We start from the raw sequence: 23,222 nt of genomic DNA on the forward strand, positions 1-23,222 counted from the left end.
TTCCTTGCGACAACAGCTAACCAACCTGCATCACGCAGGCCGTGAGTCTACTCAATTCATTCCCATCAAAATCTGTGACATCCGCCGGAGGCTTTAACATTATTCAGCAGGGGTTTGGAGTTCTGCGGAATAATGTTAAAACAATAAAAAGCGCCCCGTCTGTAGACAGTATCTACAGGAGGAGCGCATATACACTGATTCATGTCCATTTAAGGAGCCCAGTCAAAATGTTATAGTGTCGGACGTGTGAAGTCAAGTAATTATTCCTTGATTTCATCCTCGTCTTCATCTTCCTCTTCTTCGTCTTCTTCATCAAGCTCAAGCTCTGCATCATCAGGGATGATTTCAAGCTCGTCGTCTGGATCAATAAGATCTACTTCGATCTCGACAACGTCTTCTTCTTCCTCGTCGTCGTCATCGTCGTCTTCATCGTCATCGATTAGTTCATCGAATTCTTCATCGAACAACTCATCCTCGTCATCCTCGTCTTCAATGATGTCGTCGTCTTCAAGCAACGCTTTTTTCTTTTTCTTCTTGCGTACTTTTACGACTGGAGCTGTTTCTACTTCGATTTGATCAACCGGATACCATTCGCGCAATCCCCAACGGTTGTCGTTGATAGCAAGGAATCTCCCGTCAATGTTCATGTCTGTATAGAATTGTTGTAATTTTGTTCTCATAACTCGTTCAGTTATGCCATTCAGTTTACGGATTGCGTCCATCAGCTGAAGCAATGTTAGCGGTTCTTTTCTTTCCGCCAAAACCGCATATGCGATATCAATCATCGATTCTTCTATCAGTTGTTCTTTCGTCATTTCACGGATGTTCAATTAACGCACGTCCTTTCTATAAACACAAACATACTTATCATTATAAACAATACAGTCCAAAATATGCTACATTCTTTTATTCTTTTTGGAGTGTCGAAGTTCTGTCACACAAATAAACCCCAAATAAGCCCCTGAAAGTAAAAAAGGGATAGCACCTAATCCTTTATCATATAGCAGAAAAAAGAGGGTGGCAAGGGTGGCTATGATCAATATATGTATATATAGTTTCACGCCCGCACCCCTTCCAGTCATTCTCTCTATTATACGTGAAAATTACAAGCAATATCCATATAAAAGAAAAGTACATACCAAACACTTTCCAGGGGAATAATGGACATAGTGATTTCATTCAATACCGCTATGGCGCTTAGGGATGCCTCTCGCCCGATTTACATAGATGGGGCAATCCCCCGGCAGCATGGAGTAAAACGCATTATGACAGCGGACGGTACTACACACTAAAAAAGGAAAATCCGTGCTAAACCGAAGTTTGCACGGATTCGATGCCTACAGGAAGTCGGTTATGCAGTTGCGCTTTTAGACTGCCATCCCTAATTGTCCAGCTCCAGCGCCCAGACGCCTTCCGCATTTCGTATTACATATTCCGTCTATACTGCCCGCCTACTTCATATAACGCGTTGGTAATTTGCCCTAAGCTTGCTACTCTTACCGTTTCCATTAGTTCTTGGAAGATGTTGCCGCCTGAAACAGCTACTTCTTTCAACTTCTTCAAGGCTTCTTCGGTTTGATCGGCATGCAAGCTTTTGAATGCACGTAAGTTGAGGATTTGTGTTTCTTTCTCGTCTTGTGTGGCACGCGCGATTTCCATGTTATCGACGTCATCAGACGACGGTGGATTCGGGTTCAAGTATGTGTTAACGCCAATAATTGGCAACTCACCTGAATGCTTTTTCATTTCATAATGCATCGATTCTTCTTGGATTTTACCGCGTTGGTATTGTGTTTCCATCGAACCGAGCACGCCGCCGCGGTCATTTAAGCTTTCAAATTCGCGCAAGACCATTTCTTCAACGAGATCCGTTAATTCATCGACAATAAATGCGCCTTGAAGTGGATTTTCATTTTTCGATAGGCCGTGCTCATTTGTAATAATCATTTGGATAGCCATCGCACGACGAACTGATTCTTCCGTTGGCGTTGTAATGGCTTCGTCATACGCGTTCGTATGGAGCGAGTTACAGTTATCCTGCAATGCCATAAGCGCCTGCAGCGTTGTGCGGATATCATTAAAATCAATTTCCTGCGCGTGCAAGCTGCGGCCTGATGTTTGGACATGGTACTTCAATTTTTGGCTACGTTCGTTGGCGCCGTATTTCTGACGCATTGCGACTGCCCAAATGCGGCGAGCAACGCGTCCGATAACCGTATATTCCGGATCAAGGCCATTCGAGAAGAAGAACGATAAATTCGGAGCGAAATCATCGATATTCATACCGCGGCTCAAATAATATTCTACATATGTGAAGCCATTTGATAGTGTGAATGCCAATTGTGAAATCGGGTTTGCGCCTGCTTCTGCAATATGGTAGCCAGAAATCGACACCGAGTAGTAATTACGTACTTTTTCATCGATGAAGTACTGCTGGATATCCCCCATCATGCGAAGCGCGAATTCTGTTGAGAAGATACATGTATTCTGTCCTTGGTCTTCTTTCAGAATATCTGCTTGCACTGTTCCACGAACTGCTTGAAGCGTTCCTTCTTTGACTTCAATGAATTCTTCAACAGTTAGTGCCCGCCCAAGTTTTTCCTCGTTGATGCGCACTTGTTGATCGATTGCTGTATTCATAAACATGGCAAGAATAATCGGTGCTGGACCGTTAATCGTCATGGAAACAGACGTTGCCGGTGCACACAGATCGAAACCTTCGTACAGTTTCTTCATATCTTCTAACGTACAAATACTGACGCCAGACTCCCCGACTTTCCCGTAAATATCTGGACGTTCATCCGGGTCTTCTCCGTATAATGTCACAGAGTCGAACGCCGTTGACAGTCGTTTCGCATCGTCATCTTTCGATAAATAGTGGAAACGACGATTCGTCCGTTCCGGTGTTCCTTCTCCGGCAAATTGACGTTTTGGATCTTCGCCTTCACGTTTGAATGGGAATACGCCAGCTGTATATGGATAGGACCCCGGGACGTTTTCTTTATAAACCCAGCGAAGAATTTCACCGTAATCTTTGAATTTCGGCAACGCGACTTTCGGGATTTTTAATCCTGAAAGACTTGTGGTTGTCAAAGCAGTGCGCAGTTCTTTACCGCGAACTTTTGTGATGAATTCATCGCCCGCGTAGGCTTCTTTCAATTTATCCCAGTTTGCGAGGATACGTTTTGACTCTGACGTCAATTCTTCTTTAATGCCTTCCGCAAGTGATTGCAGTGAAGTCACGAGCGCATCGTCTGGCGCTTGTTCGTTGACCGTTTGAATGGCTCCTTCGAGCTGGAATAATTTGCGTGCAAGCGTTTCCTGCACTTCAGATTTTTTATGGTACCCACGGACCGTATCAGAGATTTCACGTAAATATTGCTGACGGTCGTTCGGGATGATGACGTTTTGTTTTTGTGTTTTGACGAATTGTCCGTAAGATGTTTCCCAGTCGAGGCCGCATTTGTCGTTCAATACGGAAACGAGTGCTGCAAAGAGTGAATTCGTCCCTTTGTCGTTGAATTGGCTTGCGATTGTGCCGTACACTGGCATTGTATCGAGATCTTTATCCCACAGAAGATGACTGCGTTGATACTGTTTTTGCACTTGGCGCAATGCATCTTCAGAGCCTTTACGTTCGAATTTATTGATGACAATTAGGTCTGCGAAATCAATCATGTCAATCTTTTCAAGTTGTGTCGGCGCACCGAATTCGCTTGTCATGACATACATCGAAGCATCGGAAACTTCCGTAATTTCAGCATCCCCTTGCCCGATTCCACTTGTTTCAACAACGATTAGGTCGAAACCGACTGTTTTTACAATGTCTAACACATCCCGAATCGCTCCAGAAAGCTCTGTACGGGAACCACGTGTTGCGAGACTTCGCATGAATACGCGCTTATTGAAGATGGCATTCATACGAATACGGTCGCCAAGTAAAGCCCCACCTGTTTTCTGTTTCGTTGGGTCAATCGATAGGATTGCGACTCTTTTTTCCGGTAGTTCGTGGAGGAATCTGCGAATTAATTCGTCAGTAAGCGAACTTTTCCCCGCTCCACCTGTTCCAGTAATCCCAAGAACCGGTGTATTTTTAGAAAGTGTACGTGCTTTTTCAACAACTGCAACTGCTTGCGCATCATTCTGACCGTACATTTCTTCCACGTACGTAATGACATTCGCGAGGATTTCGGGTTGGTCGACAGTTATTTTTTCAAGGTTTTCCATTTCATTGTCAGTCGCTGTGAGGTAATCACATTGCTCCAACATCCGATTAATCATCCCTTGAAGACCCATTTTGCGCCCATCTTCAGGAGAGAAAATCCATGTAATACCGTAGTCATGCAGTTCTTTGATTTCCTTCGGGATGATAACTCCGCCACCACCTGCGTAAATGCGAATATGCGGTGCCCCTTTTTCCTGAAGAAGGTCATACATATATTTAAAGTACTCAACATGCCCGCCTTGGTACGAAGACATCGCAATTGCTTGAACGTCTTCCTGAATGGCTGCGTTGACAACTTCCTCGACTGAACGATTATGCCCCAAGTGAATTACTTCTGCGCCGCTCGCTTGCATAATACGACGCATGATATTGATGGATGCGTCATGCCCGTCGAAAAGACTCGACGCTGTAACGAACCGGATATGGTGTTTCGGTTTATAAATCTCAACTGTTGCCATATGTGGAACACCCCTTTTGCATTAATGAACGTTTTACCCAATTAACCCTTTAAAAAGTTGGTCAGTTTGAACACGTATATAGGTTTCTATCGTATAACTTCTATGCAATGCCCATCTGCGAAATGCCCACATCTGTCCTTGTACGACGATATGATGTGCCGCGATGCCGACTTCTTCTTCTGAAATGCGTAGTTCCCCCGACTTTGCACACATTTCTAAAAGATTCTCGAACAAAGCGACCATTTCCATTTCTTTTTTCAGAACATATTGCAGTGCATCTTTCGGGAGTGATTTTGATTCTTGGTACATGACCAGAAATTCGTCCGACATATCGTCAATCAAATGATAATACTGATTAATGGCCACTCGCAGTCCATCCACTGTCCCTTCTTGGGTAGGCAGGGCAGAAAGGCGGTCATGCACTTCGTTATAAATACTGTCACAAACGAGGTAGAGTACATCTTCCTTGGTGCGAATATATTCATAAAGCGTTCCGATGCTAAATCCCGCTTCTTTCGCGATTTCTCGGGTTGTCGCGCGGTGGAATCCCTTCTCTTTAAAAAGTTTCACCGCACCACGAATCATCTGTTCACGCCGTTTTTCAATCAGACTTTCATCTTTGACAGACGATTTCACTTCTCGTTTATTCACTTTCCTACACCTCCCCGCTTATTTCGTCAGCATTCGGGAGATAACGAGACGCTGAATTTCTTGCGTTCCTTCGTAGATCTGCGTAATTTTCGCATCACGCATATAACGCTCAACAGGATAATCTTTTGTATACCCGTAACCGCCGAAAACCTGAACAGCGTCTGTTGTAACTTTCATAGCTGTATCTCCAGCCATTAGTTTTGCCATTGCAGATGCTTGACCATATGGTAAATTATTCGACTCGAGCCATGCAGCTTGGTATGTTAACAATCTTGAAGCTTCCGTTGCTGTCGCCATATCTGCCAATTTAAAGCCGATGCCTTGGTTTGCAGCGATAGGTTTACCGAATTGAACGCGCTCTTTCGCATAGTCAACAGCTGCGTCAAGTGCCCCTTGTGCAATCCCGACTGCTTGTGCAGCAATTCCGTTACGGCCGCCGTCAAGTGTTTTCATAGCGATGATGAAGCCTTGCCCTTCTTCACCAAGAAGATTTTCTTTTGGTACACGACAGTTGTCGAACATGATTTCAGTTGTAGGCGATGAACGAATGCCGAGTTTACGCTCTTTTTTCCCAACTGAGAAACCAGGGAAATCTTTTTCTACGATAAATGCGCTTGTTCCTTTATGTTTTGAATCTGGATCAGTAACTGCGAAGACGATGTAGATGTCCGCAATGCCGCCGTTTGTAATGAAAATCTTAGAACCATTTATTACGTAGTCGTCGCCGTCACGTTTCGCCGTTGTGCGCATGCCGCCTGCATCAGAACCAGAACTTGGCTCCGTTAGACCGTATGCCCCCATTTTCGTACCTTCTGCCATTGGACGAAGGTATTGTTGTTTTTGTTCTTCCGTTCCGTAATTAAATACCGGCCATCCCGCTAGAGATGTGTGCGCAGAAAGTGTGACGCCTGTTGACGCACAAACGCGTGACAGTTCTTCTACAGCGATACAATATGCGAGAAAGTCACTGCCGATGCCGCCATACTCTTCAGGCCAAGGAATACCTGTTAGGCCAAGGTCCGCCATTTTCTTGAAGATATCCATGTCGAAACGTTCTTCTTCATCACGTTCTGCTGCTGTTGGTGCGACTTCATTTTCCGCAAAGTCGCGGACCATTTTACGGATCATTTCGTGTTCTTCGGATAATTTAAAGTTCATTGGGTTTCCCACCTTATTTGGTATTTGGTTTTAATTAAAGGATTGGAATTCATTGTATAATTCCTGTAAAGGGCACAGGAATTATACAAACCGAACTCTTCGTTGTTCGGTTTGCAATTACGATTGGAAAGTTGCAGTTAGAATCCCATAGTTGCAATTACACGTAGATAGTTACAATTAAAACTTCATAGTTGCAATTACACTAAGAACGCGTACATCACTTCATCAGATGTTTCGAAATAACAATACGTTGAATTTCACTTGTGCCTTCGTAGATTTCAGTTACTTTTGCGTCACGGAAATAGCGCTCGACTGGGTAATCTTCTGTATAGCCATAACCGCCGAATACTTGAACTGCTTCAATTGATCCTTCGACTGCCGCTTTTGAAGCAAATAACTTAGCCATCGAGGCTTCTTTTCCACACGGGAGTCCTTCTGCACGCAGTTGTGCAGCGCGGTAGACGAGTAGTTTTGCTGCTTCGACTGCAGTTGCCATATCCGCAAGTTTAAATCCTACGCCTTGCTGAGCAGCAATCGGCTTGCCGAACTGAACACGATCTTTCGCATAACCTGTTGCCGCTTCAAGTGCTGCTTCTGCGATACCGAGTGCTTGCGCCGCGATGCCGATACGACCGACATCAAGATTTGCCATTGCAATTTTGAAGCCGCCGCCTTCTTCACCAAGTAAGTTTTCTAGTGGAACTTTCATTTGATCAAACGACAGCTCTACTGTTCTCGAACCGTGAAGTCCCATTTTCCGTTCATCTTTTCCAATGACTAGGCCAGGTGTATCTTTATCGACGATGAATGCTGAGATGCCGTAAGTCCCTTTAGATGGATCTGTCGATGCAAAGACGATGTAGACATCTGCTTCCCCACCGTTGGTAATAAACATTTTAGAACCGTTAAGCACATAATGATCGTCTTTTTTGACTGCACGTGTTTTAAGAGATCCTGCGTCAGAACCAGATGATGCTTCTGTCAGGCAGAAAGCACCAAGGTATTCGCCGCTTGCCAATTTTGGGAGGTAACGGTTTTTCTGTTCGTCGTTACCGAAATACATAATCGGGTTTGTTCCAACCGATGTATGAACGGAAAGAATGACACCGACAACGGCGCTTACTTTCGACAGTTCATGGATGGCGCTAATATATGAGATGAAATCCATACCTGCCCCACCATATTCTTCTGGGACAGTAATGCCCATCAAGCCGAGTCCGCCCATTTTCTTTAAAATTTCACGTGGGAATTCCCCAGCTTCCATACGTGGAATGAACGGTTCGATTTCAGTCTTCGCAAAACTTTGTACCATGTCGCGCATCATCTGCTGTTCTTCGGTGAATGTTAAATCCATTATGATTTCCCCTTTAAATGTAAGCATTAGTTATTCGTAAACGTAAAATCCTCGGCCTGACTTCTTCCCTAACCATCCTGCTTTTACATATTTTCTTAGAAGGGGACATGGGCGATATTTCGAATCGCCAAATCCTTCGTGTAGCGTTTCCATGATATATAGACATGTATCGAGTCCAATAAAGTCTGCGAGCTGAAGCGGACCCATTGGGTGATTCATGCCGAGTTTCATGACTTCGTCAATCGCTTGTTCTGTTGCAACGCCTTCATAGAGTGTGTAAATTGCTTCGTTAATCATCGGCATAAGAATTCGGTTTGCGACGAATCCTGGAAAGTCATTTACTTCTACCGGTGTTTTAGACAATTTCACTGTCATGTCTTCCACCGCTTTGTACACGTCGTCAGCAGTTGCTAGACCACGGATGATTTCAACGAGTTTCATAAAAGGAACCGGATTCATGAAGTGCATGCCGATCACTTGTTCAGGACGTTTTGTTGCCGCCGCGATTTCCGTGATTGGAAGTGAAGATGTATTGGATGCAAGAATTGCATGTTGCGGAGCGATTTCGTCCAACTTCGCGAATATGGACTTTTTGATATCCATATTTTCAACTGCTGCTTCGATGACAATGTCAACGTCCGATGCATCTTGCAGATCGAGTGATTTCGTTATGCGACCAAGGACTGCGGATTTTTCATCTTCTGTCATGCGACCTTTTTCGACATTGCGAGACAGATTCTTTGTAATAACTGCAAGCCCTTTAGCATATGATTCTTCTTTTATATCATTCAGTTTTACGTCGAAGCCGGCTTGTGCACAGACTTGAGCAATTCCTCCGCCCATTTGTCCTGCACCGATCACCATTATTTTTTTAATATCCATTGATTAACGCCTCCACATTATTCCGATTTTGCTACTTCGATCATAATTGCGTCGCCTTGGCCTCCGCCTGAACAAATTGCTGCAATACCGATACCGCCACCTTGGCGTTTCAGTTCATGCGCAAGTGTCAAGATAATACGCGCTCCGCTTGCGCCAATCGGGTGACCGAGTGCAACTGCACCGCCATTGACGTTCACTTTTTCAGGATCCAGTTCAGCAATTTGTGAACTTGCGAGAGCAACAGCTGCAAATGCTTCGTTTATTTCAAAGAGTTTTATATCTTCTAGTTTCTTACCCGTCTTTTTAAGTAATGCATTAATGACAAGCCCAGGTGTTTGCGGGAAGTTTGCAGGTTCTATAGCCACTTCTGCATGACCAATAATGACTGCTAATGGTGTTTTTCCTTCTTTTAGCGCACGCTCTTCATTCATCAACACAAGTGCACATGCTCCGTCATTAACGCCTGGTGCGTTTCCTGCCGTAATTGTGCCGTCCTTGCCGAATGCCGGTCGCAATTTCGCCAGTGATTCGAGCGATGTGTTGCGGCGAGGTGCTTCATCCGTATCGACTAAAATCGGATCACCTTTACGCTGCGGGATTTCGACTGGAACGATTTCTTGTGCGAACAATCCTGCGTCAATCGCTTGCAATGCACGTTCATGACTACGGAGTGACCATGCGTCCTGTGCAACGCGCGTCAGTGCAAATTCTTCAGCTGTCGAGTTACCGTATGTGCCCATATGGACGCGGTCGGGTGAGAATGAACAAGAAAGTCCATCGTAGATCATACCGTCGATCAGTTCTGCATCACCCATTTTCAACCCAAATCGTGCTTTTGGTACGTAGTAAGGGGCATTGGACATAGACTCCATACCGCCCGCAACAATGACTTCTTCATCGCCAAGACGGATCAACTGGTCGCCAAGAGTTACGCTGCGCATGCCTGATGCACATACTTTGTTGATGGTCTCCGTTTTCACCGACCAAGGAAGTCCACCTTTCGTCGCTGCTTGCCTAGAAGGAATTTGACCTTGGCCTGCTTGCAATACCGTTCCGATGATGACTTCACCGACTTCATCTGCTTTCACGCCCGCACGATTTAATGCATCTTTGATAGCAATCCCCCCAAGATCGCTTGCCGTCAGTGACTTTAACGCTCCGCCTAATTTTGCGAATGGTGTTCTTGCCCCATTTACTATGACCGTTCTTCCCATATCTATCGCCCCTTTGATGATTGTTGGTAACGCTTTCATTCTCATTTGAATCGAGCGACTGAACGCTCGCTCGATAAGAGTTTAAGAAAAAAGGAGTGTTTCCACTCCTTTTGATTTCACAAATCATAGTTCACTATTCTATTAATTGTACGACAATACTGATTGTTCCGCAATGGCTTATTGCAAAATAGACTCTACTTCAGCCTCTTCAGCTGGCTGCCAATCCTCACCGAAAATCGAACGTTCTAGTAGTTCGGCGATATCATATGTGCCGACAGACTCTTCTACTTCTTTCGCTTTCGTGCCGTCTGACAACATCGTCAAGCAGTATGGACAGCCGGATGATATGATTCCCGGGCTGACTTCAAGTGCTTGTTCTGTACGAGCGACGTTGATACGGTGGCCAGTGTCTTCTTCCATCCACATAAGTCCTCCGCCCGCTCCACAGCACATGCCGTCTTCACGATTACGTTTCATTTCGACGAGATTTACGCCAGGAATTGCTTTAAGAATTTCACGTGGCGGATCATAAACGTCGTTGTATCTACCTAGATAACATGAATCATGGAACGTAATTGTTTCGTCGATTGCATGCTCCGGTTTCAACTTCCCTTGGACAACAAGTTCGTAAAGCATTTCCGTATGATGAACTACTTCTGCTTTAAATCCGAAGTCAGGGTATTCATTTTTGAAAATATTGTAGGCATGCGGGTCAATGGTAACAAGTTTTGTGACGCCCGCTTTTTCGAATTCTTCAATATTGGCGGTAGCCAACTCTTGGAATAAAAACTCATTCCCTAAACGACGCGGCGTATCTCCAGAGTTCTTCTCTTTATTGCCAAGAATGGCGAACTTGATGCCCGCTTCATTCATCAGATGGACAAATGATAAGGCGATTTTTTGCGAACGGTTGTCGAATGACCCCATTGAACCCACCCAGAACAGGTAGTCAAATTCTTCGCCCGCTTTTTTCAATTCTTTGACCGTTGGAATATGAAGATCTGGACGTGCATCTCTCCAGTTTTCTTTCTCTTTACGGTTAAGCCCCCATGGATTCCCTTGACGTTCGATGTTTGTCATCGCGCGCTGTGCATCCGGATCCATTTTCCCTTCTGTCATAACAAGATAACGGCGAAGGTCGATGATTTTGTCAACGTGTTCATTCATAACCGGACATTGGTCTTCACAGTTACGACATGTTGTACAAGCCCAGATTTCCTCTTCCGTGATGATATCGCCGATGAGGGACGGGTTGTAAATGTCATCCATTGTAGCGCCTTCAAGTCCAGCTGCAAATGCAATCTGGTTGCCTTTTGTTTTATTGAACGCGAGTGTTGGTACCCACGGTTTCTGCTTTGTCACAAGTGCGCCTGTATTTGTCAGGTTATCACGTAGTTTCGTTATGAGATCCATCGGAGACAGCATTTTACCTGTTCCAGATGCTGGACACATATTCGTACAACGTCCACATTCAACACAAGCGTATAAATCGATCATTTGGAGCTGCGTGAAGTCAGTTATTTTACCTACTCCAAGCGGCGGCATCTCTTCTCCTTCTTCTACATCTTCCAATGCTTCGAAGTCGATTGGCTTTAAACGGCCTGCATGATCAAGACGGTGGAAATAAACGTTAGCAGGTCCTGCGATCAAGTGCGCATGTTTCGATTGTGGCACATAGACGAGGAACGTCAGTAAGATTAGGAGATGGATCCACCAAGCAATGAAGAATATGAAGGCCGCCCCAGTTTCCGGCATGAAACTGAATACTGTAGCAATCGTCGATGCGATTGGTTCCATCCATGTCGTTTCATGTCCTTGCCAAATCATGTTCATACCGTTTGCAAGTAATGTTGAAAGCATGAGTCCCCCGATGAAAATAAGGACAAGTCCGGATTTCCACCCACGTTTTAAACGCACAAGCTTCTCAACATAACGGCGGTGGAATGCCCACACTACCGCGACAAGTATTGTCACAGCAACGATTTCCTGGAAGATTGTAAAGACAGGATATACTGAACCAAATGGTAAGTGTGATCCCGGTTTTAACCCTTTCCAGACAAGATCGATAGCTCCAAACTGTACGAGTAAAAACCCGTAGAAAAACATAACGTGGATAGCTCCACTCTTTTTATCTTTTAATAATTTCTTTTGTCCGAAGACGTAAATCCATATTTTGCGGAGACGTTCCGAAATGTTATTATCAAACTCTTCTTTTCTCCCCAGTTTGATAAATTGAATGCGTGTTTTGATTAGATATGTGAACAACGCAAGCGCGTAGGCCACGACCGCGAGAAACAAAATCCAGTTGGCAATGATCAATGGATGCATTTATTATCTCCCCTTCCCTTGTTGTTTGAATAGTACAGATAGTGTAGTCGAAAATAAGTATCGTGTCGATGTCTATTTTCTAGTTTAATTATGAATGAGCGTTCAGTCAACTAAAAGTTTTGATAGTTTTGAGATATTGGTGAAATTAGTGGGAGGGTTGGTGGTGGATATGATCAGTAGGACGGTTATATGATCGGTGGCTGGCGGATTTGATCGGCAAGACAATTATATGATCGGTTAGCCAGCAGATATGATCGGCGAGACGGTTATATGATCGGGTGGCTGGTGGATATGATCGGCAGGACGATTATATGATCGGTGGCTGGTGGATATGATCGGCAGGACGATTATATGATCGGTTAGCTAGCAGATTTGATCGGCGCGAAGGTTATATGATCGGCGGCCAGCAGATTTGATCGACAAGACAATTATATGATCGGTTAGCCTGCAGATTTGATCGGCGCGACGATTATATGATCGGGTGCCAGCAGATTTGATCAGCGCGACGGTTATATGATCGGCCAGCCAGCAGATTTGATCGGCAGGAGGTTTATATAATCGGTCTCACTTTTTAAAGTTAGAAAAAACCTGCAAAGACAATGCAGGTTTTAAGTAATCATCATTAGTTTATTCAAATGGACACCGAAAAGTGCTTTAGCTTCCTCGATATTCATTTCAGGAATGGCTAGGAGAACCACTGTCGACGGTCCCGCTGATTTCATCGAATCCAGCGCGGTTTCGACGCGCGCTTCCTTAATTCCAGTCAGCAAACGGACCTCTTGTAAAATCCCGCTTGAGCCAACTGGCCAGATTTGATGGACGATTCCACTTTTCATTGCCTCGTGAATAAGCTGGACGGACGCAATTTCATCTACGCGATTTCGTACTTCATCTCCAACGAGCGGTGTACCGTAAGTAAACCATACACTCTTTTTCGGAGCTGGTGCTTCCATCTTTTTGCCGATGATTGTTACTGCCATCGCTGACTGAACAAGTTCCATATTGGTTTCTGAACTGCCATTGATAGGCGGAACCTCAAGCCCCGACTCGTGGAATAAATCCGTCACACCTGCCACGTAACTTTCCCAACTCGCGCTGCCACTAAAATTGTGAATGAGGATCGAAACAGGTTCTGCATGCGTCGCCCATTGTTCAAGCAATGCAACGCGGGCCGCAAAATACGCTGTGATGCGATCCGGAACATTAACAATATCCTGCAACTTTTCACCGATACCGCCTGAATTATCCGTTGTCACGATGAAACCGTTGCCGATATCAATGGCATTTCTCATCGAAGTGCCCCCATGCGACCATCCACCACATGCTGAAGTGCCGGCATGACAACTGCCGCAACAATTGCGTTAACGATTGTCGCGAGCAAGAGAAATGGAACTGCCCCCAAGAAAAATGCCGGTGAAATTAGAAAATAAAACGGCAGTGGTGCGATTAAACCATTTGCCACTATGAAAAAAATCCACTTCGTTAGATTGCGTCCCGCTTTGTGTAGGCGTGCAAAGACGATAACGATGACGAACATTTCAAGTGCAACGAGCACATGAAATGGACCTAACATAAACCCCGAATTCATAGCTGAGGCCATGTGCCCAAGCATCCCGACTACCCCCGAAAATACCGGCGGGAGAAAGGCCACGGAAATGAGTGCCGGTACAGTATCAAGTGCCAATGAACCAATGCCGGATGGGATTTTGATTAATCCACCGATAACACAAAGGGCTACAAAAAAAGCCGCCAATGTGAGCCGTTTCAATTGCATTGATTAATCCTCCTTCTTCTTATCCGTTCTGAACACTTTAGCACTTCTTACGTATTCATTATCCGGTACGTTAACCCGAGAATTGGCAATGCGCGCTGCAACGAAAAGATAATCGGAAAGCCTGTTCAAATAACGTTGTACTACTGCCGGTACATCTTCTTCTGCTTTTAAAAGTGTAACCGTCTGGCGTTCTGCGCGTCTCGCAACAGTTCGTGCAATATGAAGTGTTGCAGCAGCAGGCGATCCACCTGGTAAGATGAATTTCTCTAATGGCGGTGCTTCTTCCATTAGCACATCAATGCGTTGCTCAAGAACTTCAACAGGTTCCTCAGACAATTTGTAATGACGTTCTTTCATAACGTTTGCAAGGTCGCCCCCACCATCAAATAATTCGTTTTGAATGGCTTCCAAATCTGTCAGCATATCCGCAAAAATTGCAGGATCGAGTTCCGTCATTGCTTTACCGACAAATGAATTCAATTCATCCATCGTGCCATATGCTTCAACACGCAGGCTGTCTTTGTCGACGCGGCCCCCTATTAAACTTGTTTTCCCTTTATCCCCTGTGCGTGTGTAAATTTTCATTGTTGTTCTCCCCTTTTCTTTAAAGTTTTTGCCAAGCCATACCAAATTCTTGTCGCTTCATCCGCTTCCGCCAATAATTGCTGATAAAGCCGGCCGCAAGCATCGCGTAATTTTCGCTGGTCTGCATCGATAGGAACGATTCCCCGTCCAATATCGGTTAATATAAAAACTGTCTGACGGTCCTTGGCGATGCAACTCATTACATATTCAATGGCCGCTTGTTCCGATAAATTCGTTTCCGCAAGCCACTTCTCGACTCCAGCTATGACAGTCGTCTGAATGGTTTCCCTATCCACTATGAAACTATCTCCCAGACAATTTCCTTCTACCCAGTGTACGTTTTCTTGCCCTTGCTCGGTCAGCCATTTTCTTACGTATTCTCGTTTGCCGTTATGGGCACCGCCGATATAGACGTGCATGACTCCCCCTCCTCGAATGCTTTGTCGCTTTCCCATTCAAATCGGTAACCCGTTCCGTGCGGGATGTCCCACGACCAAAAACCTTTATCTTCAGATGAAAACTTCGTCAAGACTACGCGAATAGGTCCCCCATGTGTCACGACAACCGCCTTGTTCGGCAATTGTTTCACTGCAGCCACTACACGCCTTTCTAGATCTGTTAAACTTTCACCATTTAATGGTGCGAATTCATATGGATCATCAATCCATTTGCGATAGTCCTTATTCTTTTCAAGTTCCGCATATGTTTTCCCTTCAAACTCACCAAAATTACATTCGCGCCAACTGGCAGCTGTTTCAATAGACGCATCTGGGAAATAGCGAACGGCACTTTGTTTTGCACGACGAAGATCACTGCTGTAAACGTGTATCGGGGCTTCGGGTAGACGCCAATTCAAATTAGCCGAATCTAAAATCGGTTCATCTGTCCAGCCAATATATTTCCGTTCTTTATTGCCCAAAGTAGGAAGATGTCGGATTAGATAAAGCACAAAACGGCTAGCCATAACAATACCTCCATTCCTTCAATGAATGCACCACATAGGTCGCCGGTGACGCCTCCAAAATGCTTCAATGACCAGTTACGAAACGTGAAGAATGCGATTCCAATTACAACCGCTATCACAATTGGAATTAGTGCACTTGCCAACATAAATCCTAGCGCGAATAAAGTCACTACACTACTTACTAGCGTCCCGCTAATTAGTATACTTATTGAAATCTTTTCTTTGAAAAAGTGTGCGATTCCTTTATCTTTTGCAAGACGTACAGTGGAGAAATATAGGTTCATAGAGGCTCTTGCTAGGAAAGGAATCGCTATAAACAGCGCAATATTCCCTGAACCACGCATCAGTATTTCATTGAACACAGCGATTTTCACGATGATCAATAAAACAAGCGCCATCGTTCCAAATGCACCAAGTCGCGGGTCCTCTAGAATTTCGAGTCGTTTTTCGCGATCTTTGTATGAAAAGAATGCATCGCCCGTATCCGCCCAGCCATCCAGGTGCAAACCGCCGGTCAGTATGATAGCCGTCAATACGATAAAAACCGATGCAAGAAATGTTCCAACATGTAAATAATTCACTAGAAGTTCCGACACTCCGTACATCGCGAGCCCAATTGCCGCTCCAACGAAAGGTAGAGCCACATACATTGCTGTCACTTCTCTTCGGCCGAGTGGCAATTCTTTTCGAACGGGGATTGCCGTGAAAAATTGCATGGCTAGCAGCAATCCGTTCATTCCATCTCACCAGGTTGTGACAAAATTTCTTTGATTAGCGGCCAGTTGAGATGCGCTTTAACATGTTTTGCCCATGCATCATAGACGTCGATTCCCGCAGGTGCTTTCATTACCGGTCGATCCATATCTTCCTCTTCTATGCCATGATCGATTTTATAAGGAATAACACCTGCCACTGGAACTCCAGTGTAGGATTCTATAAATTCAATCCCTTCTTGGAATAAAGAAACGTCACCATGGAATTTATTGATAATAATAGCTTTGACACGTTTTCGATGCTCAGTTGGTAATAGTTGTAGCGTCCCGACGATTGATGCGATAGCACCTCCGCGATCAATATCTGCCACCAAAACAGCAGGTACATCCGCAATTTCCGCCACGCGCATATTCACAATTTCCCTGTCGTTGAGATTCACTTCTGCAGGACTGCCCGCACCTTCAATAATGACCGTTTCGTACGTTTCTGCCAGCTTGGTAAGCGACGTGTTAATGGCCTCAATTCCACGCGTGAAGAACTGTTCGCGATACGCCATTCCAACAATTGGACCAAATTTCTCTCCGAAAAAAAGCACTTCCGATTTCATGTCCGCAACTGGTTTCAGCAAAATTGGATTCATATAAATCGACGGCTTCGTTCTAGCAGCTTGCGCTTGAATGAATTGTGCACGGCTCATTTCTTCGCCATTTTCCGTTATCGCTGAAAAACGAGACATGTTTTGCGATTTGAAGGGTGTTACCCGCACGCCTTCGTCCGATAAAATGCGGCACAACGCTGTACAAATCATCGTTTTTCCAGAGTCTGATGCTGTTCCTAAAACAATTAGCCCATTCATTGCGTCACCTCCTGCCGATCATTTTTCCATATGAGTGGGATTCCGTAATCCATTTCAATTGCTGTATCTGCTTTTGAGACAAGCGCTTGGTGAATGCGGCCAATCCATTTACTGTAGATTTCCGTTTCAGCGTATTCTGATGGCAGTTCGTCTAGGACTTCATTCGAAACAATAACGAGATGGGCGGCTTGCGACACTAGTGTGTCAATCGTTGTGTACAACTGTGTTTCCTTGCGCTCCATACAACCCGATTGTCCAATACAAGGTTTTCCTGACTCCCAACCTGTGTATAACTCATTTGCTAACCATGTCGTCAGGCAATCCCATAACACGTAATCCCCCGGTTGAATGGAGAGCAATACCTTTTCCAGCTCGACTGGTTGTTCAAGAGTTGTCCAACTATGAGTGGAACGATCCGATTTGTGATGTTCAATACGCGCCTGCATTTCTGAGTCCGTTACGACGCCGGAGGCAATGTAAACTAGCCGGGCCGCATTTTTCTGCGCTTCATGAACAAGCAGCTTTTCTGCATAGGAGCTTTTCCCGCTTCTAACGCCGCCACTTATGAACGTCAGTTTTCCGCGAACCATTGCAACAGCTCCTCCTTCAAGATGTTCATGGACGCATCGTTTTTCATGCCAATCCGCAACCAACTGCCATCCATGCCGCGGAAATTTTGTGAATGGCGAAGGACGATTCCACGTGTGAGCATATCTTTATACAACTTATTCGAATCACGGCCAGAACTAAGTGTGAATGAAATAAAATTCGTCACTGAATTCGTAACGTTGCACGCATTATCTGTTAAAAACCGTGTCATTTTTTCCCGTTCACGATTACTATACTGAATTGCCTGTTCGCGATATTGCTCTTCCTGTAAGCACACCGCTCCGATTTGTGCGGCTAGACCATTCACATTCCAATGCGGCGCGAGTGCTTTTATCCCCCTAATTACCGACGGATTTGCCGCGATATACCCGAGTCGTATTCCCGGAATGGCGTACATTTTCGTCATAGAGCGAACGACGATGACATGCGGATTATTCTTTAATTCTGCGATGAAAGACAGGGATTCATCAACGAAATCGATAAAAGCCTCGTCTAATACGACCTCACAACCTACTTCAGCTCCGCGCCTAATAATTACGTTCAAATCCGTGCGTTCAGGCATGATTCCAGTTGGGTTGTTTGGTGTGCAAAGGTACAGAACTGATGCTGAGGTCATCGCCTCAAGGATAGCTTCCAGCGGCAATTTAAATCCATCGTTTTCCGATGCAATAACGCGAATGATCTCCACATCCTTCGCCAAGAGAGTCGCTTCGTATTCGGAAAATGTCGGGTGCACGACAATCGCTCGCTTTGCGCGATAACGCTCTGCCAAAAGTGCCAGCAGTTCTGCCGCCCCGTTCCCTGCGAATAAATAATCGGTCGAAATGCCATGGTAATCAGCCGCCGCTGACAGAAACGGCTCCCCTTCTGGATTTGGATAAGCCGTAAGCAAATCTCGTAAACTTGGCCACATCTTGGTAATTGAATCAGGAGGCCCAGCCGGATTGACATTTTCACTGAAATCCAATAACCGTATTGGCTGTTCAATGCCCAGTGTTGCGTAAAGGTTGTGCGGATTTGCGCCATGTTCAGGCAACTGCATATAAAGCCACTCCAATCACCGTCATTACTAGCCAGTAAATAAACACTATGATATGCATCTGTGTAATGGTTTGTTTAATATGTATTGCGGTTAGCGGGGTGTTGCCTGGACCAAGCTCAGGTCGCTTCGATACGATTCCGCGGTATGTACTTGTTCCGCCAAGCGTAACGCCAAGTTGCCAAGCCGTCGCTGCCTCCAAAAATCCGCTGTTTGGACTTGGATGTTTCCTTGCGTCTTTACTCCAGCCAGCAAAGCGTTTCCAAAAGGACAACTGACTTTTATTCGGCGCATATAAAATGATTAGAAAACCCGTCACACGTGCTGGTATGAAATTCAAAATGTCGTCCGCGCGTGCAGAAAATTTACCGAACTTCTCATATCGTTCGTCTTTATAACCAATCATCGAATCTAGTGTATTCACTGCTTTGTACATCCAAAGACCGGGTGCTCCCAGAAGGAATGCCCAAAATAATGGCGATGTAATGCCGTCCGCAATATTTTCTGACACAGTTTCAACTGTTCCACGTACGATGCCACTTTCTTTTAGTTTATCGGTATCGCGACCGACAATCCATGACAACTTCGTTCGTGCTGCAGGTAAATCCTGTGCAGCAAGCGGACGGTAAACGTCAAGTGCAGCGTCACGCAAACTTTTTTGTGCCAGCCCGACGGCGATCAGAATTGATTCCACGCCAATACCTACATAGATATTGAATTGATAGGCAAAACCTACTAAAGCAAAAACAATACCTAACACAATCCCGACTGTGATGAAGAGTGTAGACGCCCCTTTTAATGTGCGGAACCGACCTTTATTCATAACACTAGTCAATTTGGCAATGAACGTCCCAATTAAGCGGACTGGATGCGGCCATTTCGGTGGATCCCCAATAATTCTGTCGAGCAGAAAACCAATTGCGATGGCAATAAAATGTGCAGGAATCAAGTTGTCCACCCTTTCGCCTTTTTGTAGGCACGGATTGCCCGTACAGTGCAGTCATAAACTCCGTGGCCAATCAGTTTTCCAAGCGGCGTAATCGGACCTGCATACGGCAGGAATTCTCCTTGTTGTGTTGCCGCGACTAGCAGGCTGTCCGTCGATGTACCTGTCGCAATTGTGCCTGTGAGCGGATCTGTTATGGATTCCATTTGAAGCGCTTTCGTTTTCGCTTCTGTTGCCGTTATCATTGCTTGGATAAATGCTTCATCAGGTAGCTGGGCATTGACGATAACCCATGTATTGATTGTACCGACACGAGGTTTCTGATCACGCGTGAGTGCTTGCGAGACATCGACAGCATTACCAACGCCAGCTGTTACCGCAATCAGAATCGTTCCGAAATCCCCTGTGTATTCCTCGACTTCGGCATGCTCCGTCATGACCGCGGTCATCATACCGACCGTATCCGTCAGATGAAAACCTTGCTGTTCAAGATAGGAAGTATTTTCAGCTTTGACGTCGTCTACATTGTAATCAGCATCCACATGACGATTGACAAACGACCGATACCAGCCTGTTCCAGCATTATGAACGGCGGAGGAAATGGTTTTCAACGGATATTTTGTTCGTAATGCAACAAAGTCCGATGCTATCGAAAAGTCCTCTTTTACAACGGCGAAAGGCTTAATTTCCTCTTTGGTATCCGGCAGCAGTGTAATTTGAGGTTTTGGCAATTCAGGATGGGGCTGTGTTTTTATTCGCGCACCGTAAACAGATTCGATTGCCTCTTCCATCACTACGTCTTGTGGCACACCTATTCTGGCAATCCGCCCTTTATCCATCAAGAGAAGTCGGTCGCAATATAAAGAAGCCAAATTGATATCGTGAAACACCGAAATAACTGTGAGTCCTTTGTCAATTGCCTGTTGACGAATCGTATCGAGTAATTGTTGTTGGTGAGCGATGTCCAAGTGATTCGTTGGCTCATCGAGTAATAAAATAGGCGCCTCCTGTGCGAGTGCCTGTGCGACGAAAACACGTTGCTGTTCACCGCCGGATAGGAGTTCTATCGAGTTTTCAGCATAACGTGTGATGGACATACTGGTTATGGCATCGGTCACGGCGCGCTCGTCTTCATCTGACCATGAGGAAAATAGTCCTGATTGGTGCGGATAGCGACCGAGTTCAACCGTTTCTCGAACAGTGTGGGAAAATGCATGTGCATGGAGTTGTGGCAAGACGGCTACTTTTTTGGCAAATTCTTTTTGTGAATAAGTAGAAGCGTCTTGCCCGTCAATTGTGACGGAACCCGTTTCCTTCGGGAGAATGCCTGAAATAATTTTCAAAAGTGTGGATTTACCACTGCCATTGGGTCCAAGTATGCCGAGTACTTCGCCTTTATTGACAGTGAATGTCACAGCTTTCACGATGGATTCTTTGCCATAACCACCGGAAATATTTTCGACTTTTAACATTTCACATGCCTCCTTTCCTCCGTTGTTTATAGAAGATAAATGCAAATACGGGTGCACCGATAAACGCTGTGATGACACCGACCGGAAGTTCTGTCGGCGAAATGATTGTCCGTGCAATTAAGTCGCAAATAATGAGCAACGTTGCACCGTTCATGAACGATAATGTCAGGAGATGGCGATGATCAGATCCCCAAAGAAGCCGCGTCATATGCGGAACGACCAGACCAACAAAGCCAATTGTGCCGGACACCGCGACTGCCGAACCTGTCAGGATGGATCCACCAATCAAAATGGCAAACTTACGGCGTTTGACGTTGACACCTAAATGATGCGCTCGTTCTTCTCCAAATAACATCGCATTTAATTCGCGGCGATTCAGCCACAGCATGAATGAACCTACGACGACGAATGGCAAAATCATCGTAATATAATTCCATCCTCGCATCGAAACACTGCCGAGTAGCCAACCAATAATTTGGCGCAACTCTTCCCCTGTGAGCGCTATCATAAGTGATAGCACAGAACCGAGGAACGAACCGAAAATGATTCCGGTCAAAATAATTGTTTCCATTCTCATCGCTCGGTCAACGAGGCGTGCAAATCCAAGAACGAGGAACATTGTTAATGCAGCACCAACCATACTGAATATAGGAAGCGTATAAGTGCCTAAAAACGGGATAGAAATACCAAAAAAGAGCGTCATAACAGCACCGACCGAGGCGCCGGATGACACTCCGAGGGTGTATGGATCAGCGAGCGGATTTTTTAGCAACCCCTGGAAAGCAGCGCCCGAAATCGCGAGCGAAGCGCCGACAAGTCCCGCAAGCACGACACGCGGCATACGAATCTTCCACAAAATATTGGTAGCTGTTGCATCCGCCTCCGCATTCCATAACGTACTAATCGGTATTTTCACAGACCCGATTGACACACCGAGCCACACCGCCACAAGAAGTGCGGCGGCGGAAACGATGTAGGCAACGCTGGATTTACTCACCGAAAGCCTCAGGGTAGATGGCTTTTGCTATTTCTTCAAGCCCTTCAGCAAGACGGGGGCCTGTACGGCTAGTGATATTCTCTTTAACTTGAACAACAGCTTTTTCTTTAATTGCCGTAATCGTATCGAAACCTGGGCGTGCATAAACGTCTGCAACTGCCGTTTCGATATCATACAACACGATAATTACATCTGGATTACGGTTAATAATTTCTTCCGGAGCTATCATAAACCAGTCTTCCTGATCAGCAGCAATATTTTCAGCACCAATCATTTCTAGCATTTGATCCATAAATGTATTTTTTCCTGGTGTGTAAATGTTTGGCTCAGGTGATGTTTCAACGAAAACTGTTTTTTTATTGTCGACTGTTGCTATTTTCGCCAATACTTCTTCTACTTTTGCTTTCATATCCGTAATGATTTTTTCTGCTTCTACTGTTTTACCAGTCGCTTGACCGATTGTTTCAATCGTTGTGTACGTTTCTTCGAAACTCGCTGCATTTTTCACAACAAAGACTGGGATTCCTGCATCGCGAATTTGTTGCAGTCCTTCTTTGCCTTTTCCAAGTCCTGATTCATGTGCAAAAACAATTTCAGGGTTCATGGAAACGATTTTTTCGACGTTGAAATCCTGGCCGCCGATTTTCTCTTTTTTAAGTGCTTCTGCTGGATAATCATCGTAGTCATTGACGCCGACAATCGCATCCGCAAGACCTAGTTCAAACAATATTTCCGTGTTGCTTGGCACCATAGAAACGATTGTTGCCGGTGCAGTTTCCAGGGTAATTTCATTGCCAACCGAGTCCGTTAGCGTAAGCGGGAAGTCAGCTTTGACCACTTCCGCTTCCGGTGTTCCATCTACTTTCGGCTTATCTGGTGTAGCAGCTGTTCCACATGCTGCGAGCAAGAATACTGCCAAAAATGCCGTTAATCCTAATTGCCAAATCTTTTTCATGTTGTTTTCCTCCTGTTTGTTCCAAATAAAAATCCCCCGTA

General features: G+C 45.2%; 21 protein-coding genes. All 21 read right to left on the reverse strand.

The features are described 5' to 3' along the window. Positions 1 to 260: 260 nt before the first annotated feature. A complete protein-coding gene (gene rpoE / locus H7992_RS21275; protein ID WP_187045929.1) occupies positions 261 to 830 on the reverse strand; it encodes a DNA-directed RNA polymerase subunit delta in 570 nt (189 codons plus the stop codon). Between the two features lie 595 nt (positions 831 to 1,425). Next, on the reverse strand, positions 1,426 to 4,683 hold the full coding sequence (gene icmF, locus H7992_RS21280; RefSeq protein WP_187045930.1) for a fused isobutyryl-CoA mutase/GTPase IcmF: 3,258 nt from the start codon (positions 4,681 to 4,683) through the stop codon (positions 1,426 to 1,428). Between the two features lie 33 nt (positions 4,684 to 4,716). Beyond that, positions 4,717 to 5,268: a TetR/AcrR family transcriptional regulator gene (locus H7992_RS21285; protein WP_082786850.1), complete on the reverse strand. Its 552-nt coding sequence runs from the start codon at positions 5,266 to 5,268 to the stop codon at positions 4,717 to 4,719. Between the two features lie 84 nt (positions 5,269 to 5,352). Next, positions 5,353 to 6,492, reverse strand: a complete 1,140-nt coding sequence (locus H7992_RS21290) for an acyl-CoA dehydrogenase (protein ID WP_067213186.1) — start codon at positions 6,490 to 6,492, stop codon at positions 5,353 to 5,355. 217 nt (positions 6,493 to 6,709) lie between these two features. Then, on the reverse strand, positions 6,710 to 7,846 hold the full coding sequence (locus H7992_RS21295) for an acyl-CoA dehydrogenase (protein WP_187045931.1): 1,137 nt from the start codon (positions 7,844 to 7,846) through the stop codon (positions 6,710 to 6,712). Positions 7,847 to 7,876: 30 nt separating this feature from the next. After that, on the reverse strand, positions 7,877 to 8,728 hold the full coding sequence (locus tag H7992_RS21300) for a 3-hydroxybutyryl-CoA dehydrogenase (RefSeq protein ID WP_187045932.1): 852 nt from the start codon (positions 8,726 to 8,728) through the stop codon (positions 7,877 to 7,879). A 17-nt stretch (positions 8,729 to 8,745) separates the two neighbouring features. Further along, positions 8,746 to 9,942 carry an acetyl-CoA C-acetyltransferase gene (locus tag H7992_RS21305; protein WP_187045933.1) on the reverse strand — a complete coding sequence of 399 codons (1,197 nt, stop codon included), beginning with the start codon at positions 9,940 to 9,942 and terminating at the stop codon, positions 8,746 to 8,748. A gap of 177 nt (positions 9,943 to 10,119) precedes the next feature. Further along, on the reverse strand, positions 10,120 to 12,270 hold the full coding sequence (locus tag H7992_RS21310) for a (Fe-S)-binding protein (RefSeq protein ID WP_187045934.1): 2,151 nt from the start codon (positions 12,268 to 12,270) through the stop codon (positions 10,120 to 10,122). A 608-nt stretch (positions 12,271 to 12,878) separates the two neighbouring features. After that, positions 12,879 to 13,562 (reverse strand): hypothetical protein, encoded by a 684-nt coding sequence (locus H7992_RS21315; protein WP_187045935.1) that lies wholly within the window; start codon positions 13,560 to 13,562, stop codon positions 12,879 to 12,881. After that, positions 13,559 to 14,044 carry an ECF transporter S component gene (locus H7992_RS21320; protein ID WP_187045936.1) on the reverse strand — a complete coding sequence of 162 codons (486 nt, stop codon included), beginning with the start codon at positions 14,042 to 14,044 and terminating at the stop codon, positions 13,559 to 13,561. Before H7992_RS21320 ends, H7992_RS21315 begins: the two co-directional genes overlap by 4 nt. A gap of 3 nt (positions 14,045 to 14,047) precedes the next feature. Then, entirely contained in the window at positions 14,048 to 14,629 is a 582-nt protein-coding gene (locus tag H7992_RS21325; RefSeq protein WP_187045937.1) for a cob(I)yrinic acid a,c-diamide adenosyltransferase, read from the reverse strand. After that, positions 14,626 to 15,048: a bifunctional adenosylcobinamide kinase/adenosylcobinamide-phosphate guanylyltransferase gene (locus H7992_RS21330; protein WP_187045938.1), complete on the reverse strand. Its 423-nt coding sequence runs from the start codon at positions 15,046 to 15,048 to the stop codon at positions 14,626 to 14,628. The genes H7992_RS21325 and H7992_RS21330 overlap by 4 nt, the downstream gene beginning before the upstream one ends. Beyond that, the gene (locus tag H7992_RS21335; protein WP_187045939.1) at positions 15,000 to 15,593 is read right to left on the reverse strand and encodes a histidine phosphatase family protein; all 594 of its coding nucleotides are present in this window, start codon (positions 15,591 to 15,593) and stop codon (positions 15,000 to 15,002) included. The genes H7992_RS21330 and H7992_RS21335 overlap by 49 nt, the downstream gene beginning before the upstream one ends. After that, complete coding sequence (gene cobS / locus H7992_RS21340) at positions 15,566 to 16,330, reverse strand: adenosylcobinamide-GDP ribazoletransferase (protein ID WP_187045940.1); 765 nt, start codon at positions 16,328 to 16,330, stop codon at positions 15,566 to 15,568. The genes H7992_RS21335 and cobS overlap by 28 nt, the downstream gene beginning before the upstream one ends. Beyond that, positions 16,327 to 17,163, reverse strand: coding sequence for a cobyric acid synthase (locus H7992_RS21345; RefSeq protein WP_187045941.1), 837 nt, complete (start codon positions 17,161 to 17,163; stop codon positions 16,327 to 16,329). The genes cobS and H7992_RS21345 overlap by 4 nt, the downstream gene beginning before the upstream one ends. Further along, complete coding sequence (locus tag H7992_RS21350; protein ID WP_187045942.1) at positions 17,160 to 17,753, reverse strand: bifunctional adenosylcobinamide kinase/adenosylcobinamide-phosphate guanylyltransferase; 594 nt, start codon at positions 17,751 to 17,753, stop codon at positions 17,160 to 17,162. Before H7992_RS21350 ends, H7992_RS21345 begins: the two co-directional genes overlap by 4 nt. Then, positions 17,735 to 18,814 carry a pyridoxal phosphate-dependent aminotransferase gene (locus H7992_RS21355; RefSeq protein WP_187045943.1) on the reverse strand — a complete coding sequence of 360 codons (1,080 nt, stop codon included), beginning with the start codon at positions 18,812 to 18,814 and terminating at the stop codon, positions 17,735 to 17,737. Before H7992_RS21355 ends, H7992_RS21350 begins: the two co-directional genes overlap by 19 nt. Next, the gene (gene cbiB / locus H7992_RS21360) at positions 18,801 to 19,757 is read right to left on the reverse strand and encodes an adenosylcobinamide-phosphate synthase CbiB (protein ID WP_187048008.1); all 957 of its coding nucleotides are present in this window, start codon (positions 19,755 to 19,757) and stop codon (positions 18,801 to 18,803) included. The genes H7992_RS21355 and cbiB overlap by 14 nt, the downstream gene beginning before the upstream one ends. Next, complete coding sequence (locus H7992_RS21365) at positions 19,757 to 21,229, reverse strand: adenosylcobinamide amidohydrolase (RefSeq protein ID WP_187045944.1); 1,473 nt, start codon at positions 21,227 to 21,229, stop codon at positions 19,757 to 19,759. The genes cbiB and H7992_RS21365 overlap by 1 nt, the downstream gene beginning before the upstream one ends. A 1-nt stretch (position 21,230) precedes the next feature. After that, on the reverse strand, positions 21,231 to 22,226 hold the full coding sequence (locus H7992_RS21370; RefSeq protein WP_187045945.1) for a FecCD family ABC transporter permease: 996 nt from the start codon (positions 22,224 to 22,226) through the stop codon (positions 21,231 to 21,233). After that, entirely contained in the window at positions 22,219 to 23,181 is a 963-nt protein-coding gene (locus tag H7992_RS21375; protein WP_187045946.1) for an ABC transporter substrate-binding protein, read from the reverse strand. Before H7992_RS21375 ends, H7992_RS21370 begins: the two co-directional genes overlap by 8 nt. Positions 23,182 to 23,222: the final 41 nt, after the last annotated feature.

It is taken from the genome of Sporosarcina sp. resist (assembly GCF_014302295.1).
Lineage (GTDB): Bacteria > Bacillota > Bacilli > Bacillales_A > Planococcaceae > Sporosarcina > Sporosarcina psychrophila.

Coding starts and splice junctions, on each gene's coding strand:
- icmF (WP_187045930.1), bottom strand. CDS start 4,683: ATGGCAACAGTTGAGATTTATAAACCGAAACACCATATCCGGTTCGTT.
- H7992_RS21285 (WP_082786850.1), bottom strand. CDS start 5,268: ATGATTCGTGGTGCGGTGAAACTTTTTAAAGAGAAGGGATTCCACCGC.
- H7992_RS21290 (WP_067213186.1), bottom strand. CDS start 6,492: ATGAACTTTAAATTATCCGAAGAACACGAAATGATCCGTAAAATGGTC.
- H7992_RS21295 (WP_187045931.1), bottom strand. CDS start 7,846: ATGGATTTAACATTCACCGAAGAACAGCAGATGATGCGCGACATGGTA.
- H7992_RS21300 (WP_187045932.1), bottom strand. CDS start 8,728: ATGGATATTAAAAAAATAATGGTGATCGGTGCAGGACAAATGGGCGGA.
- H7992_RS21305 (WP_187045933.1), bottom strand. CDS start 9,942: ATGGGAAGAACGGTCATAGTAAATGGGGCAAGAACACCATTCGCAAAA.
- H7992_RS21310 (WP_187045934.1), bottom strand. CDS start 12,270: ATGCATCCATTGATCATTGCCAACTGGATTTTGTTTCTCGCGGTCGTG.
- H7992_RS21315 (WP_187045935.1), bottom strand. CDS start 13,562: ATGAGAAATGCCATTGATATCGGCAACGGTTTCATCGTGACAACGGAT.
- H7992_RS21320 (WP_187045936.1), bottom strand. CDS start 14,044: ATGCAATTGAAACGGCTCACATTGGCGGCTTTTTTTGTAGCCCTTTGT.
- H7992_RS21325 (WP_187045937.1), bottom strand. CDS start 14,629: ATGAAAATTTACACACGCACAGGGGATAAAGGGAAAACAAGTTTAATA.
- H7992_RS21330 (WP_187045938.1), bottom strand. CDS start 15,048: ATGCACGTCTATATCGGCGGTGCCCATAACGGCAAACGAGAATACGTA.
- H7992_RS21335 (WP_187045939.1), bottom strand. CDS start 15,593: ATGGCTAGCCGTTTTGTGCTTTATCTAATCCGACATCTTCCTACTTTG.
- cobS (WP_187045940.1), bottom strand. CDS start 16,330: ATGAACGGATTGCTGCTAGCCATGCAATTTTTCACGGCAATCCCCGTT.
- H7992_RS21345 (WP_187045941.1), bottom strand. CDS start 17,163: ATGAATGGGCTAATTGTTTTAGGAACAGCATCAGACTCTGGAAAAACG.
- H7992_RS21350 (WP_187045942.1), bottom strand. CDS start 17,753: ATGGTTCGCGGAAAACTGACGTTCATAAGTGGCGGCGTTAGAAGCGGG.
- H7992_RS21355 (WP_187045943.1), bottom strand. CDS start 18,814: ATGCAGTTGCCTGAACATGGCGCAAATCCGCACAACCTTTACGCAACA.
- H7992_RS21365 (WP_187045944.1), bottom strand. CDS start 21,229: ATGTTAAAAGTCGAAAATATTTCCGGTGGTTATGGCAAAGAATCCATC.
- H7992_RS21375 (WP_187045946.1), bottom strand. CDS start 23,181: ATGAAAAAGATTTGGCAATTAGGATTAACGGCATTTTTGGCAGTATTC.